Source organism: Caballeronia sp. (assembly GCF_028292365.1).
Classification (GTDB): Bacteria; Pseudomonadota; Gammaproteobacteria; order Burkholderiales; family Burkholderiaceae; genus Caballeronia.
In genome coordinates, this window is sequence record NZ_JAQGMM010000651.1 from 1 (window position 1) to 25,793 (window position 25,793).

Sequence of the window (25,793 nt, forward strand, 5' to 3'; positions counted from 1 at the left end):
ATGGTTTGAATCCTGTTGGAGTAATTGAGCGTGCGGATTGCGTTACTTGCCCCAGCTCAGCACGAGCGGATCGAGGCGGCGTGCGACTTTCAGCAGGCCGGCGCGAGTCGATGGATGCATCGACGCAAAAGGGTGACGCGTGGTGTCGGAGTGGATCACGCCACCTTCCATCATCAGCGCCTTGCAGGCTGCGAGACCGCATTGGCGGTTCTCGTAGTTGATGAGCGGCAGCCATTGCTCATACAGCTTGGCGGCGCCTTCTGTATCACCGGATGTGTAAGCGTCGACAATCTTGCGAATCCCGTCCGGATAACCGCCGCCGGTCATCGCGCCCGTTGCGCCGGCATCGAAATCCGGGATCAGCGTGATGGCTTCTTCGCCGTCCCACGGACCGATGATCGCGTCGCCGCCCAGTTCGATCAGTTCGCGCAGCTTTGACGCCGCTTGCGCCGTTTCGATCTTGAAGTACGACACGTTCGCGACTTCCTTCGCGAGCTTCGCCAGAAACGGCGCGGAGAGCGGCGTGCCGGCGACCGGCGCGTCCTGGATCATGATCGGGATGTCGATGGCGTCGGACACGCGGTTGAAGAACTCATAAATCCCGCGTTCGCCCACGCGGATGGTCGCGCCGTGATACGGCGGCATGACCATGACCATCGCGGCGCCTGCGTCTTGCGCGGCGCGACTGCGGGCCGCGCAGACATCGCTGCTGAAGTGCGTGGTGGTCACGATCACCGGTACGCGGCCGGCCACGTGTTCCAGCACGGCTTTCTGCACCACGGCGCGTTCGTCGTCGGTGAGCGCGAATTGTTCGGAGAAGTTGGCGAGGATGCACAAGCCGTGCGATCCGGCGTCGATCATGAAATCGATCGCGCGTCGCTGGCCGTCGAGATCGAGGCGGCCGGAGGCGTCGAAGACCGTCGGGGCGACCGGGAACACGCCGCGGTAGATTGCGCCGTTAGTCGGATTGGGCATTGAGAGTCTCCATTATCTGTTTGAGACCACTATAGGTGCAGGCAGAAGGCGCTGTATAGTGAAACCTTTCCATCTAGTGATCGCTTTTGCGACTCACCTTGAAGGTTTGACGAACGCGCGATGAAATCCACGCTGGATGTATTAATGGGCCGCTTGCGCATGAAGCAGTTGCAGTTGCTGATTGCGCTCGATGACCACAAGTCGCTGCATAAAGCCTCGAGCGCGATGTCGATGACGCAATCGGCGGCCAGCAAGGCGCTTGCCGAGCTGGAATCGATGCTGGAGGCGCCGTTGTTCGAACGCGCGAAGAAAGGGCTGGTGCCGAACCAGTTCGGTTTTTGCGTCATCCGCTACGCGCGGCTGCTGGCGGCCGACCTGACCTCGCTATGCCAGGAAGTCGCCGATATCCGCTCGGGCACGGGCGGCCGTCTGGCGGTGGGCGCGATCATGGGCTCGGTGCCGGACCTGGTAGTGCCGATCCTGAACGAGTTGCAGGTGAGCAACCCGGGTTTATCGATCGAAATAGTCGAGGACACGAGCGCGCGGATGCTGGCGCTGCTCGATGAAGGCCGGCTGGATCTGGTTGTCGGCCGTTCGATCGTCAGTGATGAACCCGCGAGATATATGTATCGGCCGCTGGGCGATGAGCCTTTGTCCGTGGTGGTGGGCTACGATCACCCGCCGTTTGCAGCCAATGAGCTGACGTTTGCCGATCTGGGCGGGCATCGGTGGGTCACATATCCCAGCGCCATGCCCATGCAGGCGCTGTTGCAGCGCGAGATGGACCTGGCGGGGGCGCAGGTGCCGGTGAGCGCGATCTCGACGGCGTCGACGTTCGTGACAGTCGCGTTGCTGCAATGTAGCGCCGACCTGGTTTCGGTGTTGCCGGCGGGAGTTGCCCGGCTGTTTTGCAAGCATCGCATGCTGCGTACGCTGCCGATCGGATTCAAGTCGAAGTCGCAGACGTTCGGGATCGTGACGCGCAAGGTGGGCGTGCTGTCGCCGTCGGCGCGCCAGTTTGTCCAACGCCTGATGGACGCAAGCACGCCGATGTCACTCACCGCGGCAAGCGGGAACTGACGCCGGCCGGGCACGCGCAAACCAATCCGCTTCCCGCCATGGCGTCGTCTTATACTTTACCCACTCGCATCCAATACCCGGACCGAGCGTTCCGGCGGGCGCCATCCACCCCTGCCGGCATCAGCATGACCCCAGGCGCCGACCCGGCGCACTACAGCTTACGGATCTCGGGCATGAGCCAAATCACCATCGGCGCCTTGAACGGCCTCGCCACCGCCTTGCGTGGGCAGCAGACGCAGCTCACCGACCGCTGGATGCAGCTCGTCTTTGGCGACGCCGAGGTAGAGCATTCCGACGACCTCACCTACCGGCAGCTTGCCGATCACGTCCCGCGCATTTTCGATGAAATCTGTCTCGTACTCGAATCGCAAGACATGGATACGCAGGAACACGCGATCGAACATGACGCGCGCGAACACGGGAAATGGCGCTGGCAGCAGGGTTATCGCGTTGACGAACTGGTTCGCGAACTGGACTTGTTCCGTCAGGTCCTGCTCGCGGCCATTGGCGATTACGCAGAGCACAATCGCTCATTTGACCGCAAGCGCGAGGAACGCGCACGTCTGATCACCGACCAGACACTCAGTTTCGTTACGCTCACGTCCGTTCGCGAGGCGGTGGGCGAGCGCGACCGGAAACTCGACGAATACACCGGCATGCTGGAACGCGCGAATCAGGAACTGACCCTCCGGCAGAAGTTGATCAGCGACCTTTACGAAACCCGCATGCAGGTCGCCCGCCGCGTGGCTCATGACCTGCGCAACTTCCTGAACGTGTTCGCCACCGCGCTGCAACTGATCGGGCGCTCACAGGCGAAAAACGAACGGGCAATTGCGCTAGCAAAACGGCAAGTGACCGACATGGCCACGCTCGTCGATGAAATGGGCGAATACTCGAAAGTGCTCGGCGATGACTCCATCCTGACGGTCGAGCGTTTCGACCTGACCGAATTCTTCGATGAACTCATGCAGCTCTGCCACGGGTCGGCCAGCGCGAAGGGGCTGACGCTCAAAGGGCGCGTTGATCCGGCATTAAGCATGATCACGTCCAACCGGCTGAAGATGAAGCAGATCGCGCTTAACCTGCTGTCCAACGCGATCAAATACACCACGACGGGCGAGGTGGAACTGGCGATCGTCGTGTCAGACGCGAAGCACTGGACGCTGCGCGTGTCGGACACGGGTATGGGGATCAGCGAAGAGGATCGCGAACGCGTGTTCGAGGAATTCGAACGCGCGGCTTCCGACGAGATTCCCGGCACCGGGTTGGGGCTGGCAATTGTGAAGGAACTTGCGCTCGAACTACAGGGCGTGATCCGTTTTGAATCGTACAAAGGCCGGGGCAGTGTGTTCGAAGTGCGTTTTCCGCTGGTGCTTGAAATTGATGGCGGGGCTGCAGTGGGCTGATGTTTCGATGTTTCGCGGCACCGCTGCTAAGCATAGAAGTTTTATGTGGTTCCAGTATTTTTCCTTTTGTTTAACATCGTGTGGCTAGCATTTGCTGATGCTCGTTATCGCATTGGGCGCGGCGAGCCACCCGGACAAAAGGAATCTTCAACCGATGGCAGACGTACTGGCCCGCGGAGCATCCGTTCTCCATTCGCAGCTTGATCCCGAAGCGAATCCCGTCGTCACGCACAAGCCCAACCATGCGGGCCCGGTGTCTCCCTGGCTGCGTTATGTGTCGTGGGGCATGCCGGTCCTGCTGTTGATCGCGTGGGAGTTGTTCGCACGTCTCGGGGCTTTGTCGCCGAACGTGCTGCCCGCGCCATCGAAGGTCGCTCTCACCGCCTTTGAACTGGTGAAAGAGGGGCGTTTGATCGGCGACATGGCCGTGAGTCTGCTGCGTGCCGCAACCGGCTTCGTAATTGGCGGCTCGATCGGGTTCATGCTCGGCACGGCCGTGGGCTTTTCCAAAGTGGCCGAGGCATTTCTCGACCGCAACATCCAGATGTTGCGTGCCATTCCGTTTCTTGCGGTGTTGCCGCTGGTGATCGTGTGGTTCGGCGTGGGCGAGGCAGGCAAGATCTTCCTGGTGTCGCTTGGCGTCATGTTCCCGATCTACATCAACACCGTCCTCGGGATTCGTCAGGTCGATCCCAAACTCATCGAACTCGGCCGCGTGCTCGGGCTGTCAAACTGGACACTGATCCGGCGCATTGTGTTGCCCGGCGCATTGCCGTCGGTGCTGGCAGGCGTACGTTATGCGCTGGCTACGGCGTGGCTCGCGCTGGTGGTTGCGGAGACCATTGCGACCAGTACGGGCATCGGCTTTCTCGCGATGGACGCACGCGAATTCCTGCGTACCGATGTGATCGTGATGACCATCGTGATCTATGCGGCGATTGGCGTTCTGGCGGATCAACTTGCGCGTTTTCTCGAACGCCGGTTGCTCTCGTGGCATGTGAATTTTGCGAAGGCGTCCCGCTGATGAGTGCACCTTTGAAGCCGTCGGGCGCAGCAGTGGTCGTGCGTAATCTGCGGCGTTCGTACGGAGAGCGAATCGTTATCGATAGTTTGAACCTGCGAATCGAACGGGGCGAATTCGTCGCGTTGCTGGGTGAAAGCGGCTGCGGCAAGACTACCTTGTTGCGGGCGTTGTCGGGGCTTGATCCTATCAATGGTGGTTCGATCGACGGGCCGCGTTTGCCGGCTGTCGTGTTCCAGGAGCCACGTTTGTTGCCGTGGGAGACGCTCTCGCGCAACGTCGCGCTTGGGCTCGCCCCGGGCCCGCAAAGCCTGGCGGCCGCACAAGCGGCGCTGGCGGAGGTAGGACTGGGTGAACGGCTGGAAGACTGGCCGCGAAATTTGTCCGGTGGTCAGGCGCAACGCGTGGCGCTGGCGCGTGCGCTCGTGCAGGAGCCACAACTGTTGTTGCTAGACGAACCGTTCGCGGCGCTCGACGCACTGACGCGCATCAAGATGCAGCGTCTGGTGAAGCATTTGATCGAGCGCCATCAGCCCGGCGTATTGCTCGTTACGCACGACGTGGACGAGGCGATTGCCCTTGCGGATCGTGCGTTGATCATGCGTGGCGGTGCGATTGCCGCCGAGTATCGCGTGACGGAGGCGTCCCGGCCCGCACTGCGGGAGACATTGCTCGCGCAACTCGGCGTCGATGCTGACACCGCTGCCGACACCGCCACTCATTAGTCCAGGGCGTCATCTCCCATTCAATTCGTATTGCCTCTCGCCTGCCTTCAATGGCGGGTGTGATTCCGTTCATCTGTCCGACTCCAACTCAACCATGTCAAATCCAAGTTCCTCTATCTGGTCGCGCCGCCGCTTCCTTCAAACCACCGTGGCTGCATCGGCGTTAGCCACGGGCCTGGCCGCCTGCGGCAGCCGCAAAACCGATACGGTCCGCCTTGGCTGGGGGCTCGGCGGCTTGCCGATGCTCGCAAAAGTCCGCGGCGAGTTCGAAAAAACCCTCGCGAAAGACAATGTCAAAGTGGAGTGGATCGGGCCATTCCCCAATCACGCGCCATCGCTTGCCGCGGTCACTGGCGGCAGCGCAGACTTCAGCTTCGGCGGCAGCACGACCCCGGCGTTGGCGGCCATGATCGCGGGTTCACCGCTCGTATTCACGCAGTTTTGCGTCGTTGATCCGCGCAGCACGGCAATCATCGCGAAGGACGGATCGGGCATTGACCGGGTGGAAGATCTGGTGGGCAAGACGGTCGCGGTGAATCGTTCGGGACTCGGCGAATTCCTGCTCGTGGCCGCACTCGAAAAACACAAGGTACCGCGCGATGCAGTGAAGTTCGTCTACCTTAATCCGCCGGATGCTGCGCCCGCATTCTCACAAGGCAAGATCGACGCGTGGTCGATGTGGAGTCCCGGCGTGGATATTGCGCGTGCAAACTACAAAGGCCACAACATCTTTCTCGAAGGGCGGGACCTGGATTTCCAGATCGACTTCAATTCCTACGTGACCACGCGCAAGTTTGCCGAGGACAACGCCGATCTGGTGAAGGCGGTCAACGCTGCATACGGACAGGAGGCGAAATGGGCATCGGAGAACTCACTCGAAGCGGAGACGATCGCCCAGCAGCAGGGTCATTACAGCGATGAAGTCCGCAATACGCTTAGCAGCATGAAGCGCAAGTTCAACATGCACGGTGTCGGCGATAAAGCCTTCGTGCAGGATCTGCAAAAAGCGGCGGACTGGCTGGCGGCGCGCAGCGTCCTGCCGCAGAAGATCAATGTGTCGGAGTATCTCGCGAAGGTTTGATTGACGCGGGGCATGCTGTGACGAGCCGTCGACATTTTAGGTGCGTTTGCCTCGCGCGCTCAAGCACCGCGCGAGATCTGGCTGCGCGACGCCATCGCCACAGACACCGTCACCAGAAGAGCGCCGGCCCACAGCGCCGGTGTCATTGGAACACGCAGGTAAGCCGACAGGAAGAGCGTCGACACGACCGGGATTGCATAGCTCAGGACGGCTGTCTTGCGTGGATCGCCTCGCTTCATTGCAAAATCCCAGAGGTAGAACGCTCCTCCCATGGGGCCCAACCCCATGTACATGAGAACGCCGGCATCGGCAATTGTCACGTGCGGCCACGAAGAGCTGGAAAAGTAGAGGGCAAGACACCCGAGGCCGGCGCTCAAACAGAAAAGCCCAACGGAGTGACTGGGGACTTGCCGGTAGCGCGTGCCCAACAGCGAGTAGGCAGCCCAGGCAAAAGCGGATAACAAGGCCAGCGCGTAGGCGACGCATGTCGTCGCGATTCCAGCATGGCCTATCCCCGATGCCGTCGGATCTGTTCCGCTTCCCGAGGCCGTTCCCCAAGATGCTACGCAGGCCAAAATTGCGCCCGCGAATCCTATGACGGCCGGCACGAGATGGCGACAGCTGATGCGGACGTCACGTGTGAAGACGGGTGAGAGAATGACGATCAGTATCGGCCACAGATAATGGATCAGGCTGACGCCGACTGGGTCACCGAGCTGAAGCGCGTAAAAATAGACGACGTGATATGCGAACATGCCCGCAGATCCAACGACCGCGAGTAGCGGTGGTATCCGCCAGTCGCGCGCCCAGGGTAACCCCAGCAAACCGCCCACTGTCAGGGCGACGCCGTTGACGAACAGGGGCGGTAGATGACCGAGCACGACGACGCATGATGCCAGTGTGCTCCACATCAGTACCGTGACCATGACTCCGAATAAAGCCATCAACGAAACCCCAAAGCGCTTGACTCTGCGGTACATCTCCGTTCGAGTCATCCGGCGTATCGCAGCGGGAGGCGAGCGGTATCTTGCGGGTAAAGTAGGAGAGAGGGGCGGAATTCAGTGCACGCATGCTGCGCGGCGGGCGCTTTCGTTGATCGGTATTCGCGAGGCTGGAAACGCGACAGCAGAATCTGCTGCCGACCCGTTGTCACACGAAAGCGGATGCTGATGCTGATCTCGACATCAGTAACGGCTGCTGCCACGAGTCAATACACTGTGGTCTCATCCTGTGAACAACTGAGGGCAAATTGTTATGAAACTCACCGACTTCGATACGCTGACGTTCGACTGCTACGGGACCTTGATTGACTGGGAGACCGGGATTTTTCAAGGCCTGCGTACCCTTCTTGAGCGCGTCAAGCAGCCGCTGACACGCGATCAGGTCCTTGAGGCTCATGCACGTCACGAATCCTCGCAGCAGAAATACACGCCTGCCAAGCGGTATCAGGAACTGCTCCCCATTGTGTATAAGCGGCTGGCTGAAGAATGGCAGGTGCCGTTCACGCTGGAGGACTGCGTAGCGTACGGAAAGTCAGTGCAGAACTGGCCGGCTTTCGATGATTCGGCAGAAGCCCTGCGATACCTCAAGAAGTATTACAAACTCGTTATCCTGTCGAACATCGATAACGAAAGCTTCACCTGCAGCAATGCGAAACTGCAGGTCGAGTTCGACGCGATCATCACAGCCGAAGACGTGGGATCGTACAAGCCGTCGCCGCGTAATTTCGACTATATGCTGGAGAAGCTGGGTGACCGCGGGATCAGCAAGGAGAAAATCCTGCATACCGCCGAGAGCCTGTTTCACGATCACAAGCCGGCCAACGAATTTGGCCTGGCATCCTGCTGGATTTATCGCCGCCACGACAAGGAGGGCTTCGGTGCGACAATGAATCCGGGCCAGCAGCCTAAGGTGGACTTCCGCTTCAACAGCATGGCGGCGCTTGTGAAAGCGCATCAGGAAGCCTTGCTGGAAAAGTAACGCCTGAATAGCGTCTGCCGCGCTAGAGGATGTTGCGCGGCAGGTCGCGGCCTGCGCAGTCCAATGCGATTTATTTTTTAGGAGGTTCAGGTGCGACTCACTGAATTCAGGGCGCTCACCTTCGATTGTTACGGCACGTTGATCGACTGGGAACGCGGCATAACAGCGGGTCTCATGCCTCTGATCAATCGCCTTGAGCGGCCGTTGACGCGTGACGAGGTGCTTGAGGCGCATGCGCGTCATGAGTCTTCTCAGCAGCGCTACACGCCGGAGATGCCATACAGGGAGTTGCTCGCAGTCGTCTTCAAGCGGCTCGCAGAGGAATGGGGCGTTCCCTATACGATGGAAGAGTCATATGAATACGGACGCTCAGTGGGGCAGTGGCCCGCTTTCCCCGACTCCGCGAGTACGCTTCAATATCTGAAGAAGTACTTCAAGCTGATCATCCTGTCCAACGTCGACAATGAAAGTTTCTCCGGCAGCAGGTCGATGTTGCAAGTAGACTTCGACGCGGTCATCACGGCGGAAGATGTCGGTTCTTATAAACCCTCGCACCGCAATTTCGACTACATGCTTGAACTCCTTCCTTCCCTTGGTGTGCGCAAGGAAGAGACGCTGCACATTGCGGACAGCATATTCCACGATCATGAACCGGCAGCCGAGCTTGGCATAAAATCCTGCTGGATCTACCGCCGGTTCGAGCAACGGGGCTTTGGCGCCACCATGCGCACGGTCAATGAGCCGTCGGTCGAGTTCAAGTTTACGAGCATGGCGCAACTGGTGAAGGCGCACCACGAAGAGCTAAGCAGAGGGTGACCGGATAGACCCGCCTGAAAAAATCACCGGACGCGAGAGCCCGACATGACCACTCGACAAAAACTGGATCGGATCGACATCAAGATCCTGGCGGAACTGCAGAAGAACGGCAATATAACGAATGCAAACCTGGCCAACGCCGTCGGGCTGTCACCGAGTCCATGCCTTCAGCGAGTCAAACGGCTCGAATCGTCGGGCATTATCTCCGGATACGGTGCGCACCTCAATCTTGCCAAGCTGACCACTACGGTGACGGTGTTTACCGAGGTGATGCTGCAAGACCACCGGCGCGAGGATTTCATCCGGTTTGAAGCGAATGTCCGGGAGATCGACGAGATCATCGAATGTCATCTGGTCAGCGGAGGGTATGACTATTTGCTGAAGTTTCTCGTCGGCAATATTGGCCACTATCAGGAGGTGGTGGAACGGCTGCTGGATCTCAACCTCGGCATCGAGAAGTACTTCAGCTACATCGTCATCAGGTCGCCGTTCGTGAAGCACGTCGCGCCGTTGGACAGACTGCTGACGGACGAACAATGAGGTCCGTCACGTCGGCAATCGATCGCGGCGTTGCTTAAGCAATGGCTTTGCTGCGCAACGCCGCTCGTACATCTGCGTGTTCGAGCAGGTCGTCCAGCGTCTTCTCCACACGCTCGAACATCAGCGCGAAATCGTCTTGTGTGTAGCAGAGTGCGGGCGCGAAACCGAGGATGTTGTCGCCGAATGCGCGGAATATGATCTTGTTCTTGTACGCGGTTTCGAAGATGCGTTCAGGCAGCTTGAGCGATGCATCGAATCCCTTCTTCGACTCTTTGTCCGACACCAGTTCGAGCGCGCCGAGCAGGCCGATATGGCGCGAGTCACCCACTAGCGGATGTGTCAGCAACGCGTCGAGTCCTTTTGCGAAATGCGGCGCCTGTGCGATGCCGTTGGCCAGCAATCCTCCCTCGTGATAAAGGCGCATGACTTCAAGTCCGATTGCGGCGCTGACCGGGTGCGCGGAATAGGTCTGGCCGTGGCCGATCACAACCGACTTGTCCGCGCCGTCCGCTATGCCTTGATAGACCGCGTCAGACATCAGCACGGCGCCCATCGGCGCATAGCCGGCGGTGAGGCCCTTGGCGACGGTCATGAGGTCCGGTTCCACGCCTTCTGTCTCGCAAGCGAAGAGCGGGCCTGTACGGCCGAACGCGGTGATCACTTCGTCAGCCACGAACAGGATGTCTAGCTTGCGGCAAACTTGACTCATTGCCTTGAGCCATCCTGCGGGCGGCACGATAACCCCGCCCGAACCCTGTACCGGCTCGCAGAAGAATGCCGCGACGTTCTCGGCGCCGAGTTCGGCGACCCTGGCTTCGAGGGCGGCGACTGACGCCGCGATAATCGCTTGCGGATTGTCGGGTGTCGCGCTGCGGTAGCGGTAGGGCGACGGAATGTGGTGCTGGGTGCGCAGCGGCACGTCGAAGTTGCGATGGAAGCTCGCAATCGCGGTCAATCCCGCACCCACGGAGGATGAACCGTGATAACCCCGTTCGAGCGCGATGATGTGTTTTTTCGACGGGCGTGTCGTCGCATTGTAGTAGTGCGTAATAAAGCGAATGGCGGAGTCCACTGCATCGGATCCGCCGAGCGTGAAATAGACGTGTTGCAGGGATTGCGGAGCCTTACTGACGAGCTGTTCCGCAAGTTCGATCGCCGGCTCCGAGCCGAAATGAAAATAGCCGGTCGCGTAGGGCAGGCGGGCCATCTGTTCAGATGCGGCTTTGACGATACTGTCCTGGCCATAACCCACATTGACACACCACAACCCGGCGAAGGCATCGAGCAGTTCATTGCCGTTTGCGTCGCGCAGGTAAGCGCCCCGGCCGGACTCGAGAATGGTGACGCCGCGTGCTTCATGTGCACGATAGCTGACGACCGGGTGGATCAGATGCTTGCGGTCGGCTTCGGTGAGTGACTTGATCGACATGGGGGTACCTCGTTTCGGAAGTGCTTGATGGATGAGCCGGTTCCTCAGATTAAAGCGTGAAATATGACGGCGGTCATCCTACGAAGCGTATGAAAGAAACCAGTTAATCTTCTCGAAGACGATACAGCGCCACCGCGACTTGCAACTGAAACCGCATCTTCGGATCTTCGAGTGACAGCTTCAGTATGCTTTCGATGCGCTCGACGCGATAACGCAGCGTGCTGATATGAATGCCTAATGCCTTTGCCGTGTTGGCGAGCTGGAAGCCCTCGTCCGCTAGCGTGCACACTGTTTCCAGCAGCGATTCCCCACGCCGTTTCTCGGAGAGTGGCCCGATCAGTCGCTCGACCAGCAGATCACGTGCGTTCGGATCGCCCATCAACGCGCGAGGGAAAAGAATTTCGTCGAATTGATGCAGGCGTCCGGGGCGTAATGTCGGTACAAGCGCGTCGACGTCCTGCGCGCCAACTGCCATCCCCTTCACGCCAGTGTGAATCCGGCTGATCGCCATGGCGGAGCGTTTATCCGACAGCGCTTCCCACAATGACAATGCCGAGGCATCTTCCGGAACGATAAACTTGAGCTGGTTCAGCCAGATCGCGATGAGCTCGGGAAGCTTCCTGGCACGCAACTCGCGCTTGAGTGAGTCGACCCAGCGCTCGCGTCGTTCGAGCCCTTCCGGCGTCAATGGAATTGGCTCATCGAGTAGAACCAGGCACACGCGATAAGCCTTTGAATCGCTCCAGCCACATACCCGGGCCCGTTCGAGGGCAGCGGCCGTCGCTGAAAATTCGCCATCCAGAAGACCTGCCACAAGCGCATACCCAAGGCGGTCTTCCTGTTGGGCGAGTTGCCGCTGGTGCATCATGTGCAGCGCTGCCACGACGCTTGCATGTTCGATTGCTCGCGCATCGAGTTCTTGCGTTTCGTCGCCCGCGAGGTCAAGCCAGATGAGTGCGACGACGGTATCGTGCAGACGGACGGGGAAGACAATTCGATGCCCCGTGGTGAACGCCACCGCTAGCGGCCGTTGCATTGCCGTGAGGTCGACGGGCAGCGAGCCACCGTGCACCGCGCCAACAAATTGAGGTTCGAGCAGGGTGAGCGCTTCAACCGTATCCGATCCCCCCAGGATGCCGCCGGCCGGATCGGTGAACGTCACGAAACGCCCGAGCAGGCTGGTCAGCGCGGCTGCGATGTCGGACAGGTTGGTAGCGGAGACGGCCGCGTTGGTGAGTGCCCGGTGCAGCTTTTCCGACCGCTCGATGATGTCGCCCTGGAAGTTGATGATCTTCGCGAGTATTTCGTGCGTGACCTCGCTGAACGGAACATCCCAGGGCAGTTCGAGAAGCGGCAAGCCAACCTGGTTGGCCTCTTCAAGCGCCTCGGGCGGGAAGTGTTCGCGAAAGTGGGGCACGGCGAGTACCACGCCTGCAAGCCCCACCTTGCTGAGGTTTCTGACCAGCTCTCGCGAGGAAACTTCGTCGCTCGGCCAGTTGTACCCGGTCGTCAGCAACAACTCGCCCGGCTTCACCCATTGCGCTATGTCCGGGTGATCGACCATGTGAACCCACGTGATCTCCCGGTCCAGCATGTGCGAACCTGCCACTACTTCGGCGTCACGTAATATCGTCTCCCTTATGGCGGTATCGAGTTTCATTTTTCTCCGTAAATGCAGCGTGACGCGCTAGCAGGGCACAGCAATGTCAGGTGATCTGCTCGCGATGGGTTGGCGGTAGCCCAACAATACGCCGAGCAAACTGAAAGCCGCCGCGAACATCACATAGAAGGCGGGCGCCATGGCCGTGCCGGTCTTGCTGATCAGCCAGGTCAGGATCAGCGAGGCGAATCCGCCAAATGTCATGACAGCGAGGTTGTACGCGACTGACAAGCCGGTAGACAATACTTTCGTCGGAAACGTTTCGGACAGCGCAGCGAGAATCGGGCCTGTGTAGATGGCAATCAGCACGCCAAATACGGCCTGGAAAATGCATAGCGTGGCAAGCGACGGGGATGACACGATCATCGCGAACATCGGCCATGCGAGCACAAGCATGGCGGCGGCTGAACATGCCAGGAGCCATTTCCGGCCGATCTTGTCGGACCACCAGCCCGTGATCGGCGAGCAAACCGTAATCACCACGCCACCCACCATGGCTGCAATGAAGGAGGCGGACTGCTGCAGCTTGAGCACCTTGACCGAGAACGTCGGCATGTAGAAGAGGATGACGTAGATGCACACGGTCCACAGCACGACCATCGCGAAGCTCGCGAACGTCTGCCGTGGATAGTCACGCAGAACATCGGCAAGCGGCGTCTTGGACTTGTCGGTGGCGTTCAGAAAGACCGGCGTTTCCGCGAGGTTTCGGCGGATGAAGAAACCGATCGGGCCGATCAGCAAACCGGAGAGAAACGGAATTCTCCAACCCCAGCTTTCAACGTCCTGTGCCGAGAGTCCTAACGTGATACCCGTGCCGAAACATGCCCCGAGCAGCACGGCGAAGCCAATGCTCGTCTGGATCCAGCTGGAGTAATAAGCCTTCTTCCCTTTCGGCGCATGTTCGGTCAGGAACGCGGTCGCCGTGCCCATTTCCCCGCCGGCGGAAAATCCCTGGAGCAGCCGTGCAATCACAATCAGGCAAGGCGCCGCGACGCCAATCTGCGAGTAGGTGGGGGCAAGGCCGATCAGCGCGGTGCCCGCGCACATCAATAAAATGGTCAGTGACAGTGCCGCCTTTCGACCGGCCCGGTCCGCGTAAATGCCGATCAAAATGCCACCGAACGGGCGGACCAGAAAGCCAACGCCGAAGGTCGCAACCGAGAGCATCAACGAACTCAGGTCGTTTCCGGTAGGGAAAAAAAGCTTGGCGATGGTGATGGCAAAAAAACCGTACACCATGAAGTCGAACCATTCGAAGCCATTGCCCAGTACCGTCGCGACAATGGCGCGTCGCCGGATCGTCCGGTCTTCGTCGTAGCTTGCCGTCAAATCTACCGTGTTCATCTCCACTCCTGATGCATGCGTTTGACTTCGTCCATGAGGTTGAACGCACCTGCTGTCCGTGCGCTCCCTGTTAGTCATTGGACTCAGCCACAATTCGCACAACTACCCTCAAAACATCGTAATGAACACGGTTGAATTTGTATCAAACATAGAATAAGCGCCAGAAAAAAGGAATTTTTCTTGTGCGTTTCATATGTTTGATAGGTATCTCCTATCTTTTTGATTTTCTACCCTGTGCCCGGGACGAAAGTCTTCTGACATGGCATTCATCAATCAGCGCTCGCGGCGATCAGGATCGGACTGGTTGTGGGCGTGGCGGAAACCGGGGGGGAACAATGACGACGCCAAACATCACCATTGAAGTAGGCGAGGAAATGGTCGCGGGCTTTGCAAGGAAGGGGCTTGGCCAGGTTCGTCGCTCCTCGTCGCGAGATCGCGGCGACGGTCCGTTTCGCAGGCTGGTCCTGCGCGGAGCAACGGTTCTCGACGGCACTGGGGCGCCTCCTTGGGGACCGGCCGATATCGTCATCGAAGGCGACCGGATCACGGAAATTGCAGCCGTAGGCGTGCCCGGCCTTCCAATCAACGAGCAGCGCAGGCCAGCCGCAGGTGATCACGAGATCGACTGCTCCGGTAAGTTCGTGACACCGGGATTCATCGACTGTCACGCGCATATCGGCACCCCGTTTCATGCGGAAAACGGCGAGATGATGCCGGCGGACTATGTGTACAAACTTTGGCTTGCACACGGTGTGACCTCAGTGCGCGAAGCGGGCTGCATGAACGGTCTTGAATGGACCTGTGAGCAGAAGGCCGCGGCGGATGAGAACCGCATCGCGGCGCCGCATTTGTACCCGTACGTCTACTTTCCTGCTGTCAACGACTACCTCAAGACGATCTACAGTCCTGAAGAAGGTCGGCAGTGGCTGAGACGAGTCAGCGAGCGAGGCGCAAAGGGCGTGAAGTTTTTCGGCGCACCGCCGGCCATCATGCAAGCAGCTCTGGACGAGTGCAAGCTGTTGGGACTCCGTACGTGTTGCCATCATGCGCAGCTTTCGGTGGGCCGTATGAACGCGCTCAAGACGGCGCAATGGGGGCTGACAAGCACCGAGCACGCGTACGGCTTGCCGGAGGCGCTCTTCGAGGGCAGGACGCTGCAAACGATTGGCGACGACTACAACTACAACGATGAATACCTGAGATTCTCCACTGCCGGTCAAACCTTCCTCCAGGCGGCAAAGCCGGGCAGTCAGAAGTGGAATGACGTGCTGGATGCGTTTCTCGCAGTCGGTCATACCTTTGTCCCTACGATGAACGTGTATGACGGCAACCGGGATCTCATGCGTGCGCGCAGGGCCGAATGGCATGACGCGTATACGGATAACACCACGTGGAAGTATTTCCAGCCGCAACGTGGCGGCCACGGGGCGTATTTCTATCGCTGGTCGGTCACGAACGAAGTCGAGTGGCGCGAGAGTTTTCATATCCTGATGCAGTTCCTCAATGAGTACAAGAACAGGGGCGGCCGTGTATGTCCGGGCAGCGACTCCGGGTTCATGTTTCAGATCTACGGATTTGGTTATGTCCGGGAACTCGAGCTGTTTCAGGAAGCAGGATTCTCGCCGCTGGAAGTGCTGCACGCGGCGACGGCGCAATCTGCCGAGTTACTTGGCATAGAAGACGAGACCGGCGCGCTCGAAGTGGGTCGCTGTGCGGACATCCTCGTGCATGACCAGAACCCTTTGGCCGATTTCAAGCTGCTTTATGGAACTGGCGCCTTGCGGTTGAACGACGAGTTGCGCTCTTTGGAACAAAAGCGGTCGATTGAACTGACCATCAAGGGCGGTGTGGTGTTCGACGCCGAGGAGCTGCTCGCTGATGTGCGCGGGATGGTGTCAGCCACGTGGCCCGAGGGCGAGACTCCGTTCGGACAAAAGGTGTGAATACCGCCTCGACGCAATTTGTCGTCCTCGCCGGTATTTTGGGGAGTGGCAAGACATCGTTACTCGAAGCGTTGCTCGACTTGGGCAACGGTGCATCGACGGCGGTCATCGTGAACGAAGTGGGTGCGATCAACATCGATGGGGCGGTTCTTTCGGAGTCGGCCCGCGGCATGACGATGGCAACTCTCAGCAACGGTTGCGTATGTTGTTCGTTGACAAGTGATCTGGTGACGACAGTTGAAGAGCTGGTCGCTTTGCGCGCGGAGGAAGGGCAAGAGCCATTCGAGCGCATCGTTCTGGAATGCAGTGGGTTGTCACGTCCGGGGGCGGTTATGCGTTCACTGGAACAACTCGCCACGTTGCGTTTTCGGCTGCATATTGTTGGTACTTACGACTGTAGCCGCCCACCGCTCGACCACGATTTCGAAGATGTCTCCGCGCAGCTTGCTGCCGCGCATACGGTGGTGCTGACCAAGATCGATCTTGTCAGTCCTGAACGACGCGCGCAGGCGCGTAGTGTAGTCGCGGGCGTCAACCCGATGGCTCGTATTGTCGACGAATTTGCGGCAGCGATCCGGGCGCGTGAGGCTTTTGCGGAGGTCGATACGTCAGCAATACCGCAACTCGTGGGCACCGCACCGACGCTCGTCGGGGAGACCTTGCTCCATCCTCGCGTGCGCGTGTTCCGTGCGCGATTCACCCGGAAACCAAACTGGGAAGATGTTCTCGAATGGCTCGAAAATATAGCCGGCACGACGGGCGATCGACTGCTGCGCATGAAGGCGATCGTTGCCGGCCCTCATGGCGCCGATCGCGTTTTGCTTCAGAGCGTAGGGACGACATTCGCCGCACCCAGACGTCTTGCGACGACGGCGTTTGACGACCTTGCAGCAGTGTTTATTGTTCGCGACTGTGCGATGGTGGAATTGCAACAGGTCGATGGCGCGTGCGGGGTTGCGTGGACGGCGCTGCAACGGTAACCGCCCGATGTCAGCACCGTTCACGTTGCCCCATATCGTTCAGGCTTGAACTGCTTCGAGTTCATTCCTGCTCGTTTTGCTGTCTGCCTGTGCAACTGCCGCGTGCACCAGCGGCAACAGATCGCGCCCATAACCTAATGCATCTTCCAGCGGATCGAAGCCCCGGATCAGGAACGTCGAGATGCCCAGGCGGTAATACTCGATCAACGCTTCCGTCACTTGCTCGGGCGTGCCGACGAGCGACGTGGAGTTGCCGGCCGCTTTTGTCAGCGCGGTGATGCCGGTCCACAGACGCTTGTCCACTACGGTGCCTTTAGCGGCTTCGGCAAGCAGACGTTGCGCACCGACGTTCTTGGGTTCTGTCGGGCGACGCGTAAAGTTAGGATTGCTTTTTACCACCTCAGTAGCGCGTGCGAGGATCGATTCCGCACGTGCCCAGGCGGCATCTTCCGTCGAAGCGATGATCGGGCGCAGCGAAAGGCTGAAGCGAATAGCGTTCTCACGCCCATACGGTCTGGCGGCTGCGCGCACCCGGGCGATGGTCTCAGCGACCTGGGCCAGCGACTCGCCCCACAGCGCAAAAACGTCGGCATGCTTGCCCGCGACCTGGATTGCCGCTTCCGACGAACCGCCGAAATACACCGGCAGATGCGGCTTCTGCACGGGACGAACGAGCGACCGGTGACCCTTCACCCGATAGAACGTGCCCTCATGATCAAACGGTGTTTCGCTGGTCCATGAGCGTTTAACGACGTCGAGATATTCATCGGTGCGCTTGTAGCGGTCGTCATGCTCGAGGAAATCGCCGTCGCGTTGCTGCTCGGTATTGTCGCCGCCGGAGATGATGTGGACGGCGGTGCGGCCTGCGCTGAAGTGATCGAGCGTGGCGAGTTGACGGGCGGCGAGCGTCGGCGCGACAAACCCCGGCCGATGCGCAAGCAGGATGCCCAAACGCTTCGTTTGTTGCGCCACGAACGACGCGATCTGGAAGCCGTCCGGCGACGCACTTGAATGAGCGATCAGCACGCGGTCGAAACCACCATATTCATGCGCTTGCGCGACCGCCGCAATGTACGGCGGATTGACCGCGGGTCCTTGCGGCAAGTGGATTTCGCTTGATTCCTGATGGCTCACATAGCCGATGAATTCAACGCTCATAGTGGTGCTCCCTTAAGAGATTGTCTAGCTTGAAGCGTGGCGAAACCGGTGCGCCCGAATGCGCTAAGCAGCGCGTCGTTTTGCGGCGTATGAATGCGCGAGCACAGCACGTCGCGATGATGGCGTTCGAGTGGGTTGTTGCGGCTTAGCCCCGGATTGCCGCTGGCCTCAACGGCGAGTTCAACGGCGGCGATCGCGTTTTGCGTCACGAGATACTTGATGGCGGGTGCTTCATGCAGCGGAATGTTGCCCTTCGAGCCCGCGTCCAGCAGCACGCGGTTGTTGAGCAGCAACGCGTCGATACGACCAAGCGTCTGCTGGAAACTGCCCAAGCTCGACAGCGGTGCACCGAGGTTGGCGGGTTTGCGGTCAGAGGCCCACGATGCAAACCAGTCGCGGGCAGACTGGGCGACGGCGTCGTAGATCGATGAAAGCAGCACGTTCATCCACAGCGTGGTGAGCGGGTCCATGCCGCTCGCGGCGATCTCGGGAGAGTTGAAATCGACTGCGTGAGCAGCAGGAACACGCACGTTCTCGAAGATCACCTCGTGACTGCCGGTTGCGCGCATGCCGAGGTGATTCCACGGTTCGCCGAACCGAATGCCAATCGTATCGCGATGCACCAGGAATGTTCCCACGCGAGGCGGGCTTTCGTCCGTGCGGCCCCAAACAGCGAACCAAGTCAGGCCCGGGCTGCCCGTCGAATAGATCTTGCTGCCGTTGAGGATCCACGCCTCGCCGTTATCGGTCAGGCGCCCGATCGTGCCGGGCAAACCACCGCGCGAGGGCGAGCCTAACTCCGGCTCCACGCGCAGCGAGTTGATGAGCGCGCCGTTTTCTACCGCATCGCGGGCGACTTGTTCCTTCAACGCTTGCGGCCAGTTCGGGTTGGCCTGCAGGCGCAGATGGTAAAGACATTGCATCACGAGGATCAGCGCCGTCGACGGCTCGCCACGCGCAATCGCACGCACTACTTTGAGTACTTGCGGCAATGTCGCCTGCCTGCCGCCGAGCGCTTGCGGCACCGTCAGCGCGAGCAAGCCAGCGCTTCGCAAACGCGCGAGGTTGTCGTGGGGAAAGATTGCGTCACGATCCAGCAAGCCAGCGCTCGCAGCGAAATCCTGAGTGAGCGCGGCGAGCCATTGATCGGCGGCAGTGCTGTCGAGATCGGCGAGGGCGTTGAGCGCAATCGGGTCTCGCAGCGCTGTGGGCGGATGCCGTACGTTCATCGGAAAGTCCGTTAGTTGACGAGTGTTAATGCGCTGTGAACTGGGCGTCGAAACTTGGCGTGACGTCGAGCGTTGTCTTGATCACGCCGGCGCGAACGTAGAGATCGGCGGTGCGTTGCTGTTCGGCGATCACCTTGCTGTCGATCGTGATCGGCTTCAACTGCGCTCGCTGATACACCACCTTCAGCACATCGGCGGGCAGGTGCGTGACGCGTGACTGGATAGCCGCGACCTCGTCGGGATGCGATAACGCCCATTGTTGACCGGCCGCTACGCGCCGCACGAAGTCATCTATTTGCGCGCGTTTGGTCTTGATCGATTCATCGGTAGCCGCCTGAAAGCTCAGTCCCGATGAAAGGCCCACACCATTCGCGATGCTGCGATTGTTATCGCGCAATTCACCGAGCGCGACATACGGGTCCCACGTGGACCACGCATCGACGTTGCCCGATTCGAGCGCTGACTTCGCATCGGCGGGTTGCATGAACGCAAGCGTCACGTCAGAGAGCTTGATGCCCGCGCGTTCGAGCGTCGCGATGGCCAGAAAATGGCCGATGGAACCGCGCGTGGTCGCAATTCGTTTGCCCTTCAGATCGGCTGCACTTTTGATGGGGGAGCCGGCCGGCACGAGGATCGCGAGGTCGACGGGTTGGGAGCGGGTTGCCGCTACCGCGCGTACGCGTGCGCCGGCGGCGTAAGCGAAGATCAGTGGGGCATCGCCGAGACCGCCTATATCGATTGCGCCTGCATTCAAGGCCTCACCGAGCGGTTGCGCGGCGGGGAAGTTGAACCACTCGATCTGGTACGGCACGTCTTTCAACTGGCCGGATGCTTCGAGAACGCCGCGTGTCTGCAACTGCTGGTCGCCGACCTTCAGAACGGGTTCGGCTACCGAAGTCAGAGGATGCAGCGCGGTGAATGAGGCAAGCGCGGCGATCAACAGGAGGCTGAGTCGTTTCATGAATCTTCCATGCAGGAAAAAGCATTAACGATACGGTCCGCCGCGGCATTAGACAAACGCATTGTTCTGCTTTGCTAAGCGCCTAAATTGGAATGACGCGGCTTGAACCGCGCCACGTCACTCCAGCTATTTCAGATCACGAAGAAGCCATGCGTGCCGTCACGTTCGAGTTGCGCGACGAGCCCGTACTCCCACTCAAGGTACGCGTTCATCGCTTCGTGCGGAGCGTCGGTGCCTTCATACGGACGCCGATACCGATCGATCCTCGGCGACGCCAAATGGGTCTCGCCTTTCGCAAGCGGCAGGCCTGCCGCAATCCATGCAGCGGTACCGCCTTCGAGCAACAGGACAGGCTTTGATGTAAGCGCCGCCACGTCCGGTCCGGCGAACGCAGCAAGCGCGCTCGATCCGCACGTGACCACGTATTGCTTTGCGTCCGGCAACGCGGGCAAGTCGAGCGCCAGCCGCGAGCGCACGGTCCACCATGCGCCGGGAATGTGTCCCTTCACATGGTTGGCGCTTGCCGTGAAGTCGAGCACGATGGTCTGGCTCGCGGGATTATCGAGTAGCGCGGCGAGTTCATTCGCGGTGATCGTAGGCGTGGGGGCGGGCAGCGGTTTTGCAGCGCGCCACGGGACTTGTTCGGTCAGGTCGGCGCTCGTTGCATCGTCGATTACATAGACGTCGATGTTCATCTGCGCAAGCCATGATGCCGACATGTTGGCGCGCACGCCGTCGTCGTCGAAGAGGACCACGCGAGCGCCTCGGACCGGTGCGAACATCTCCGTTTCCTGCACGAGCTGCCCGCCCGGCGCGCCTTGAAAACCCGCTGCATGGGCGTGCTCGTATTCGGCCGGCGTGCGGACATCGAAGCGATACGTCGTGCGGTTCGCATCGTCTGCCCAGCGCTTCGCCTCTGCGAACGTCGTGCGTTTCACGCCCGCGCGATCGGCCACGGCCCGGGCCGCTTCGCGGGAAGCGGCGTCGGTGCGGCCGTCGTCGGTGGCGAACTGCCGCGCGCTGCCATGCGCAAGCGACTGCCCTGCGAGCAGCCAGCCGATCGTGCCGTTGCGCAACGCCGCCACCGGGTTCGGAAGGCCGGCATTCACCAGCGACTGCGTGCCGATGATGCTGCGCGTGCGCCCCGCGCAATTCACGATCACGCGTGTCTTGGGATCGGGCGCGAGCGCACGGGCACGCAACACGAGTTCGGCGCCCGGCACGCTGATACTGCCCGGGATGTTCATCGTCTGATATTCGTCGTAGCGGCGTGCGTCCAGCACGACTACGTCCTCGCCGCTTTTCAGCAATGCGTCGACTGCTTCAGCCGATAACGCCGGCGTATGCCGCTTCGCTTCCACGAACTCGCCGAACGCCTTGCTGGGCACGTTGACATCACGGAACACTTCGCCGCCTGCGCGTTCCCAGCCTTTCAGACCGCCTTCGAACAACGCAACATCGGTATACCCGAGTTCTTCGAACTTGCGCGCGGCACGTTCCGCTAGACCTTCGCCGTCATCGAGCAGAACGATCGGCACGCTCTTGCGCGGCAGCTTCGTGAAGGCGTCAAATTCAATCTTGGACAACGACACGTTCGCAGCAAACAAGGGATGACGTTGCGCGTGCGGATCCTCTTCGCGGACATCGAGGAAGGCTATTTCGCGCTTTGAAAGCAGGGCGTCGCGCACGTCGTTGAAGCTGCGCTGGGAGATGGCGCTCATGAGTCGAGTCGTTCCTTCGAAAGGTTCCAGAGGTTGGGGAGCGTGTCGTTCGTATAGCCGGAGATGAAGGGCTTTGGCGGACCGTCAGCGGGATAGACGTGCCGCGAGATACCGCCGATGTTCGCACCGTACACATGAATGCTGATGGACACACGGTCGTCGAACGCATTGCTTACGCGATGAATATCGCCGATGGAGGGTGACACCGCAGCCACAGCGCCTCGTTCGAGCAACTGGTCTTCGCCCAATGTAACGAGCGCTCCGTCGTCGTTGCGTGCATACGAGCGTGCGCCTTCCGCGCCGCGCAATATGCCGACGAGACCCCACACCGTGTGATTGTGGACGGGCGTTTGCTGACCCGGTCCCCACACGAAGCTGACGACCGAGAAACGTTGACGGGCATCGGTATAAAGCAGGAATTGCTGATAGCGATCAGGCGACGGTTGCGCGTAGGTATCGGGCAGCCAATCGTCTTCGGCTATCAGCTTGCCGAGCGCAACGGCCCCTTTTTCAAGCAGGTGCGCTTCAGGTAAATTTGAATCGACGAGTTGCGCAATCTCGCTGACAAATCCGCGCAGTTTTTCATGGCTCATCGCTGACTGTAGCGTTACGCCGCGTGTGCAATTTGCGATGTCAGTTCACGCGTGGCCGGGATCAGCTCGCGGCCATAATCGAGCGCGTCTTCCAGCGGATCGAAGCCGCGAATCAGGAACGTGGTTACGCCGAGCGCGTGATATTCGGCCAATGTTTGTGCCACTTGATCCGGAGTGCCAACGAGCGCCGTTGAATTCGACCGGCCGCCAATTTCCTTTGCCACGCCGGTCCACAGGCGATCGTCTGCACGCACGCTGTCACCCGCTGCGGCGAGCAAGCGGCGCGCGCCTTCGCTTTGCTGCGGGGTTGCTTCACCAAGACCTTGCAACGCACGCAGCCGCCGCGTTTCAGCAAGAATATGTTCAGCGCGTTCCCACGCGGCCTTTTCCGTTGCTGCAAGAATTGGCCGGAACGACACGGAGAAGCGCACGTTGCGGCCATGTTTGGCTGCTTCTGCGCGAACTCGGGTGACCTGTTCGCGCACCTGTTCTTTCGATTCGCCCCACAGCGCATAGACGTCCGCATGTTTGCCCGCGACCTCGATAGCCGGGGCCGATGCACCGCCGAAATAGATCGGTACATACGGGGCTTGCTTGGGTTTTACTTCAGAGAAGGCTTTTTCGAAGCGGTAATAGCGGCCTTCGTGATCGAAGGGTTCGGGTTCGGTCCACACGCGTCGCAGGATTTGCAGGTATTCGTCGGTGCGGGCGTAGCGTTCGTCGTGCGAGAGAAAGTCACCATCGCGGCGTTGCTCGACATCGCTGCCGCCCGAGATGAAGTGGACCGCGAGGCGGCCACCGCTGAGCTGATCGAGCGTGGCGAGCTGGCGTGCGGCCAGGGTCGGCGCGACGAATCCGGGGCGATGCGCGAGCATGAAGTGGATGCGCTGCGTGACGCCGGCCGCGTAGGCGACGGTCAGCATGGCGTCGGGGCTGGTCGACTGATAGGGCACGAGAATGCGGTCGAAGCCGGCTTTTTCGTGCGCCTGGGCGAAGTCGCGGAGGTAGTCGATATCGATTGCCGGGCCGCGCGCCAGATGCGTTTCCGACACTTTTTGCTGCTGGATCATGCCGATGAATTCGACGCTCACGAAAGACGCTCCTCGTTTAACTCACACTGTTGAGCAGTGCGTGAAGAGACGCTTCATGACGCTGCCGATAGATTCAAAGGCTAACATCGGCTGACGCAGATCTTAAATATCAAAACGAGCTAAAGATATGGGGTGGGGGTGAATGGGCGCGTGGGGGATTAGAGCGGAAGGCGCGTGTAAGTGGACTCGACACACAAAATCCGCATAAACCATTGGCGCTCTTGCTATCGCAGTGAACTGTTTTTCAAATTGACGTTAAGGTTTATTCGCTCTTTGCCGTTAACGTTGATGGCACCGGCTAATTGATGTGAAGGACACAGCACGACGATAAGCGTGTTGGTTCTTCAAGTGACATCGATCCGCATTCTCCAAAAATAAATAAACGATGTCCGAGGGGTTGTTAATGAAAGATATAAGAGGAGCCAAATCGATTTGGCTGGCCACTGCGACTGTTTTTGCCATTTCCGGCTGCGCAGGTCCGGGAATGCAGCAATCCGGCGGTGGTGACGAACTCAACCATTCCGGCAATGACCTTAACGTATTTGAAAGTACTTTTGCCGATCCTGACCCTTGCGCGAATAACAGCAGGAATATCGGCGTCGCCGTCGGGGTGGGACTCGGCGCCATTCTGGGAGCGGTCGTCGCTAACAAAAACAAGGTGGCTGGTGCTGCAATTGGCGCGGCTGCTGGTGGACTAGCTGGCGGCATGGTGGGACACGCGTTGGATAACCGTCGATGTGCGCTCTCAAAAATCGCTCAAAAGCACAATCTGGTTTATTCGTCGCAGACACTGGAAGCAAAGGTTCCGGAAACAGGCAAGACAGAACAGGTCGGCACGACATTTACGCTTGTCGACGCGCCGAGCCACGCACAGTTTGAAACCGGATCGGCCAACTTGACGCCCGAAGCCAAGATTTATTTCGGTGAAGTTGCTGAGCAATACCGCACGTCGGTTCGCGTCTCCCAAGCCTCCGGACAGGCAGATCAGGCGGCAGCCGCGAACGCCAAGATTTTACTGATCGGTCACACTGACGACACCGGCAGCTCTTCACTGAACGCCGACCTGTCCGAGCGGCGCGCACGAGCTGTTGCCCAGTTGTTTTCGTTGCATGGAATCGCTGCCCAGAACGTGTTCTATCAGGGTGCAGGGGAAACACTACCGGTCGCGGATAATCACACAGCGGAAGGGCGCGCTGCAAACCGCCGGGTGGAGATCGTCGACCTGACCGGGGCGCGGCCTGACATCCTCGATAGCTACGTTGACAGCCGGCAGCCAAAGTATCAGTACTATCGAGCCGCATCCGCTCAGGAAGCCTCGGAGCCTGGCAGTGTGGTCGCTTCCGTCAAGCCCGCAACTCCCCGATCAAAACCCGCCAGCGTGCGTGCTGTTCCAAAGGCGACAGAGTCGGCTGCTAATGCATCCAGCAATGGCGCGGCGCCAGCGGATTCCAATCCGAGCTCCAGCATCACAACGGGGAGCGCAATGGACGGTATTGATTTCGGCTGGACCGAAGCGAACCCGACTTCCCTCGGACTTCAGTTCGCGATGATACCGGCGCAAACATCGTCGTTTTTCTTTTCATCAGCTGTGGCCGACGAAGTCCCCGTTTCAAAGAGCTGCCTGAACGACCGGCCGCGGATATCAAAGTCGATCAAATCAGTCGCGAACGATCAAGCGGTCCCGGTTCGTGATCATTTGCAAAATCTGTACGGCAGCAGCTGGGGTGCCGCCTTGAACGGACAGTATCTCGCGTTAAAGGACGTATCGGTTCTCAAGAATGGAACTGCACCTGGCGCAAAGCCGACGTTGATCGTCTGGAAAGACTACGAACGAAACGGCGGACTTTCCGGGCCACCGCAACTGCGATTGACACCTGACGTCAATGCATATGCAGTGAAGGAGGGAGTCCTCTATCGCGTGTTCGTCAAGCAGGCAGGTGTCTTCGACTGCGCCGACATTCTCTTCTCCAAAGGCCGGGCGTCATCGGGCGAACTGGTGCGCGGAAAAGGCGGGAAGTATTTCACAGTGAATTACGTGCCAACCATTGCACGAACTTAAG

Annotated in this window: 22 protein-coding genes; 11 read left to right on the forward strand and 11 right to left on the reverse strand. The window is 59.6% G+C overall.

Features of this window, described 5'->3' with window-relative positions; all coding sequences use genetic code 11:
* Positions 1–42 precede the first annotated feature (42 nt).
* On the reverse strand, positions 43–975 hold the full coding sequence (locus JWR14_RS37515; RefSeq protein ID WP_299719721.1) for a dihydrodipicolinate synthase family protein: 933 nt from the start codon (positions 973–975) through the stop codon (positions 43–45).
* Between the two features lie 120 nt (positions 976–1,095).
* Between JWR14_RS37515 and JWR14_RS37520 the strand changes: the two genes are divergently transcribed.
* The 5 genes from JWR14_RS37520 (at position 1,096) to JWR14_RS37540 (ending at position 6,288) form a co-directional block, all read left to right on the forward strand.
* Complete coding sequence (locus tag JWR14_RS37520; protein ID WP_299719723.1) at positions 1,096–2,055, forward strand: LysR family transcriptional regulator; 960 nt, start codon at positions 1,096–1,098, stop codon at positions 2,053–2,055.
* A gap of 173 nt (positions 2,056–2,228) precedes the next feature.
* The gene (locus tag JWR14_RS37525) at positions 2,229–3,461 is read left to right on the forward strand and encodes a sensor histidine kinase (RefSeq protein WP_299719725.1); all 1,233 of its coding nucleotides are present in this window, start codon (positions 2,229–2,231) and stop codon (positions 3,459–3,461) included.
* Positions 3,462–3,615: 154 nt separating this feature from the next.
* A complete protein-coding gene (locus tag JWR14_RS37530; RefSeq protein WP_299719727.1) occupies positions 3,616–4,485 on the forward strand; it encodes an ABC transporter permease subunit in 870 nt (289 codons plus the stop codon).
* Positions 4,485–5,207 carry an ABC transporter ATP-binding protein gene (locus JWR14_RS37535; protein ID WP_299719729.1) on the forward strand — a complete coding sequence of 241 codons (723 nt, stop codon included), beginning with the start codon at positions 4,485–4,487 and terminating at the stop codon, positions 5,205–5,207. Before JWR14_RS37530 ends, JWR14_RS37535 begins: the two co-directional genes overlap by 1 nt.
* 94 nt (positions 5,208–5,301) lie before the next feature.
* Positions 5,302–6,288: an NrtA/SsuA/CpmA family ABC transporter substrate-binding protein gene (locus JWR14_RS37540; RefSeq protein ID WP_299719731.1), complete on the forward strand. Its 987-nt coding sequence runs from the start codon at positions 5,302–5,304 to the stop codon at positions 6,286–6,288.
* Between the two features lie 59 nt (positions 6,289–6,347).
* Here JWR14_RS37540 and JWR14_RS37545 read toward each other — a convergent pair whose 3' ends face one another.
* Positions 6,348–7,268, reverse strand: a complete 921-nt coding sequence (locus JWR14_RS37545; RefSeq protein WP_299719733.1) for an EamA family transporter — start codon at positions 7,266–7,268, stop codon at positions 6,348–6,350.
* A gap of 274 nt (positions 7,269–7,542) precedes the next feature.
* Here JWR14_RS37545 and JWR14_RS37550 point away from each other — a divergent pair, with 274 nt between their 5' ends.
* From JWR14_RS37550 to JWR14_RS37560, 3 genes are all read left to right on the forward strand, one after another.
* Positions 7,543–8,268: a haloacid dehalogenase type II gene (locus tag JWR14_RS37550; protein ID WP_299719735.1), complete on the forward strand. Its 726-nt coding sequence runs from the start codon at positions 7,543–7,545 to the stop codon at positions 8,266–8,268.
* 90 nt (positions 8,269–8,358) lie between these two features.
* Complete coding sequence (locus JWR14_RS37555; RefSeq protein ID WP_299719737.1) at positions 8,359–9,084, forward strand: haloacid dehalogenase type II; 726 nt, start codon at positions 8,359–8,361, stop codon at positions 9,082–9,084.
* Between the two features lie 45 nt (positions 9,085–9,129).
* A complete protein-coding gene (locus JWR14_RS37560; protein ID WP_299719739.1) occupies positions 9,130–9,624 on the forward strand; it encodes an Lrp/AsnC family transcriptional regulator in 495 nt (164 codons plus the stop codon).
* 34 nt (positions 9,625–9,658) lie between these two features.
* Here JWR14_RS37560 and JWR14_RS37565 read toward each other — a convergent pair whose 3' ends face one another.
* The 3 genes from JWR14_RS37565 to JWR14_RS37575 form a co-directional block, all read right to left on the reverse strand.
* On the reverse strand, positions 9,659–11,053 hold the full coding sequence (locus JWR14_RS37565; RefSeq protein ID WP_299719742.1) for an aspartate aminotransferase family protein: 1,395 nt from the start codon (positions 11,051–11,053) through the stop codon (positions 9,659–9,661).
* A 103-nt stretch (positions 11,054–11,156) separates the two neighbouring features.
* Positions 11,157–12,713: a PucR family transcriptional regulator gene (locus JWR14_RS37570; protein WP_299719744.1), complete on the reverse strand. Its 1,557-nt coding sequence runs from the start codon at positions 12,711–12,713 to the stop codon at positions 11,157–11,159.
* Positions 12,714–12,740: 27 nt separating this feature from the next.
* Positions 12,741–14,057 carry an MFS transporter gene (locus JWR14_RS37575; protein WP_299719747.1) on the reverse strand — a complete coding sequence of 439 codons (1,317 nt, stop codon included), beginning with the start codon at positions 14,055–14,057 and terminating at the stop codon, positions 12,741–12,743.
* Between the two features lie 335 nt (positions 14,058–14,392).
* On the opposite strand from JWR14_RS37575, the gene JWR14_RS37580 reads away from it, so the two are divergent.
* Together JWR14_RS37580 and JWR14_RS37585 are read left to right on the forward strand one after the other, a co-directional pair.
* On the forward strand, positions 14,393–16,000 hold the full coding sequence (locus tag JWR14_RS37580) for an amidohydrolase family protein (protein ID WP_299719749.1): 1,608 nt from the start codon (positions 14,393–14,395) through the stop codon (positions 15,998–16,000).
* Complete coding sequence (locus tag JWR14_RS37585; protein WP_299719751.1) at positions 15,997–16,980, forward strand: CobW family GTP-binding protein; 984 nt, start codon at positions 15,997–15,999, stop codon at positions 16,978–16,980. The genes JWR14_RS37580 and JWR14_RS37585 overlap by 4 nt, the downstream gene beginning before the upstream one ends.
* Positions 16,981–17,019: 39 nt before the next feature.
* Here the strand turns inward: JWR14_RS37585 and JWR14_RS37590 are convergent, their stop codons facing one another.
* The 6 genes from JWR14_RS37590 to JWR14_RS37615 all read right to left on the reverse strand — a co-directional run bounded on the left by JWR14_RS37590 (position 17,020) and on the right by JWR14_RS37615 (position 23,733).
* Positions 17,020–18,138 carry an LLM class flavin-dependent oxidoreductase gene (locus tag JWR14_RS37590; RefSeq protein WP_299719753.1) on the reverse strand — a complete coding sequence of 373 codons (1,119 nt, stop codon included), beginning with the start codon at positions 18,136–18,138 and terminating at the stop codon, positions 17,020–17,022.
* Entirely contained in the window at positions 18,135–19,367 is a 1,233-nt protein-coding gene (locus JWR14_RS37595; protein ID WP_299719755.1) for an acyl-CoA dehydrogenase family protein, read from the reverse strand. Before JWR14_RS37595 ends, JWR14_RS37590 begins: the two co-directional genes overlap by 4 nt.
* A gap of 25 nt (positions 19,368–19,392) precedes the next feature.
* Entirely contained in the window at positions 19,393–20,328 is a 936-nt protein-coding gene (locus JWR14_RS37600; protein WP_299719757.1) for an ABC transporter substrate-binding protein, read from the reverse strand.
* 131 nt (positions 20,329–20,459) lie between these two features.
* Complete coding sequence (locus JWR14_RS37605) at positions 20,460–22,049, reverse strand: rhodanese homology domain-containing protein (protein WP_299719759.1); 1,590 nt, start codon at positions 22,047–22,049, stop codon at positions 20,460–20,462.
* On the reverse strand, positions 22,046–22,642 hold the full coding sequence (locus JWR14_RS37610; protein WP_299719761.1) for a cysteine dioxygenase: 597 nt from the start codon (positions 22,640–22,642) through the stop codon (positions 22,046–22,048). The genes JWR14_RS37605 and JWR14_RS37610 overlap by 4 nt, the downstream gene beginning before the upstream one ends.
* Positions 22,643–22,656: 14 nt before the next feature.
* Positions 22,657–23,733: an LLM class flavin-dependent oxidoreductase gene (locus JWR14_RS37615; RefSeq protein WP_299719763.1), complete on the reverse strand. Its 1,077-nt coding sequence runs from the start codon at positions 23,731–23,733 to the stop codon at positions 22,657–22,659.
* A gap of 403 nt (positions 23,734–24,136) precedes the next feature.
* Between JWR14_RS37615 and JWR14_RS37620 the strand changes: the two genes are divergently transcribed.
* Complete coding sequence (locus tag JWR14_RS37620) at positions 24,137–25,792, forward strand: OmpA family protein (RefSeq protein ID WP_299719765.1); 1,656 nt, start codon at positions 24,137–24,139, stop codon at positions 25,790–25,792.
* The last annotated feature ends 1 nt before the right edge of the window (position 25,793 follow it).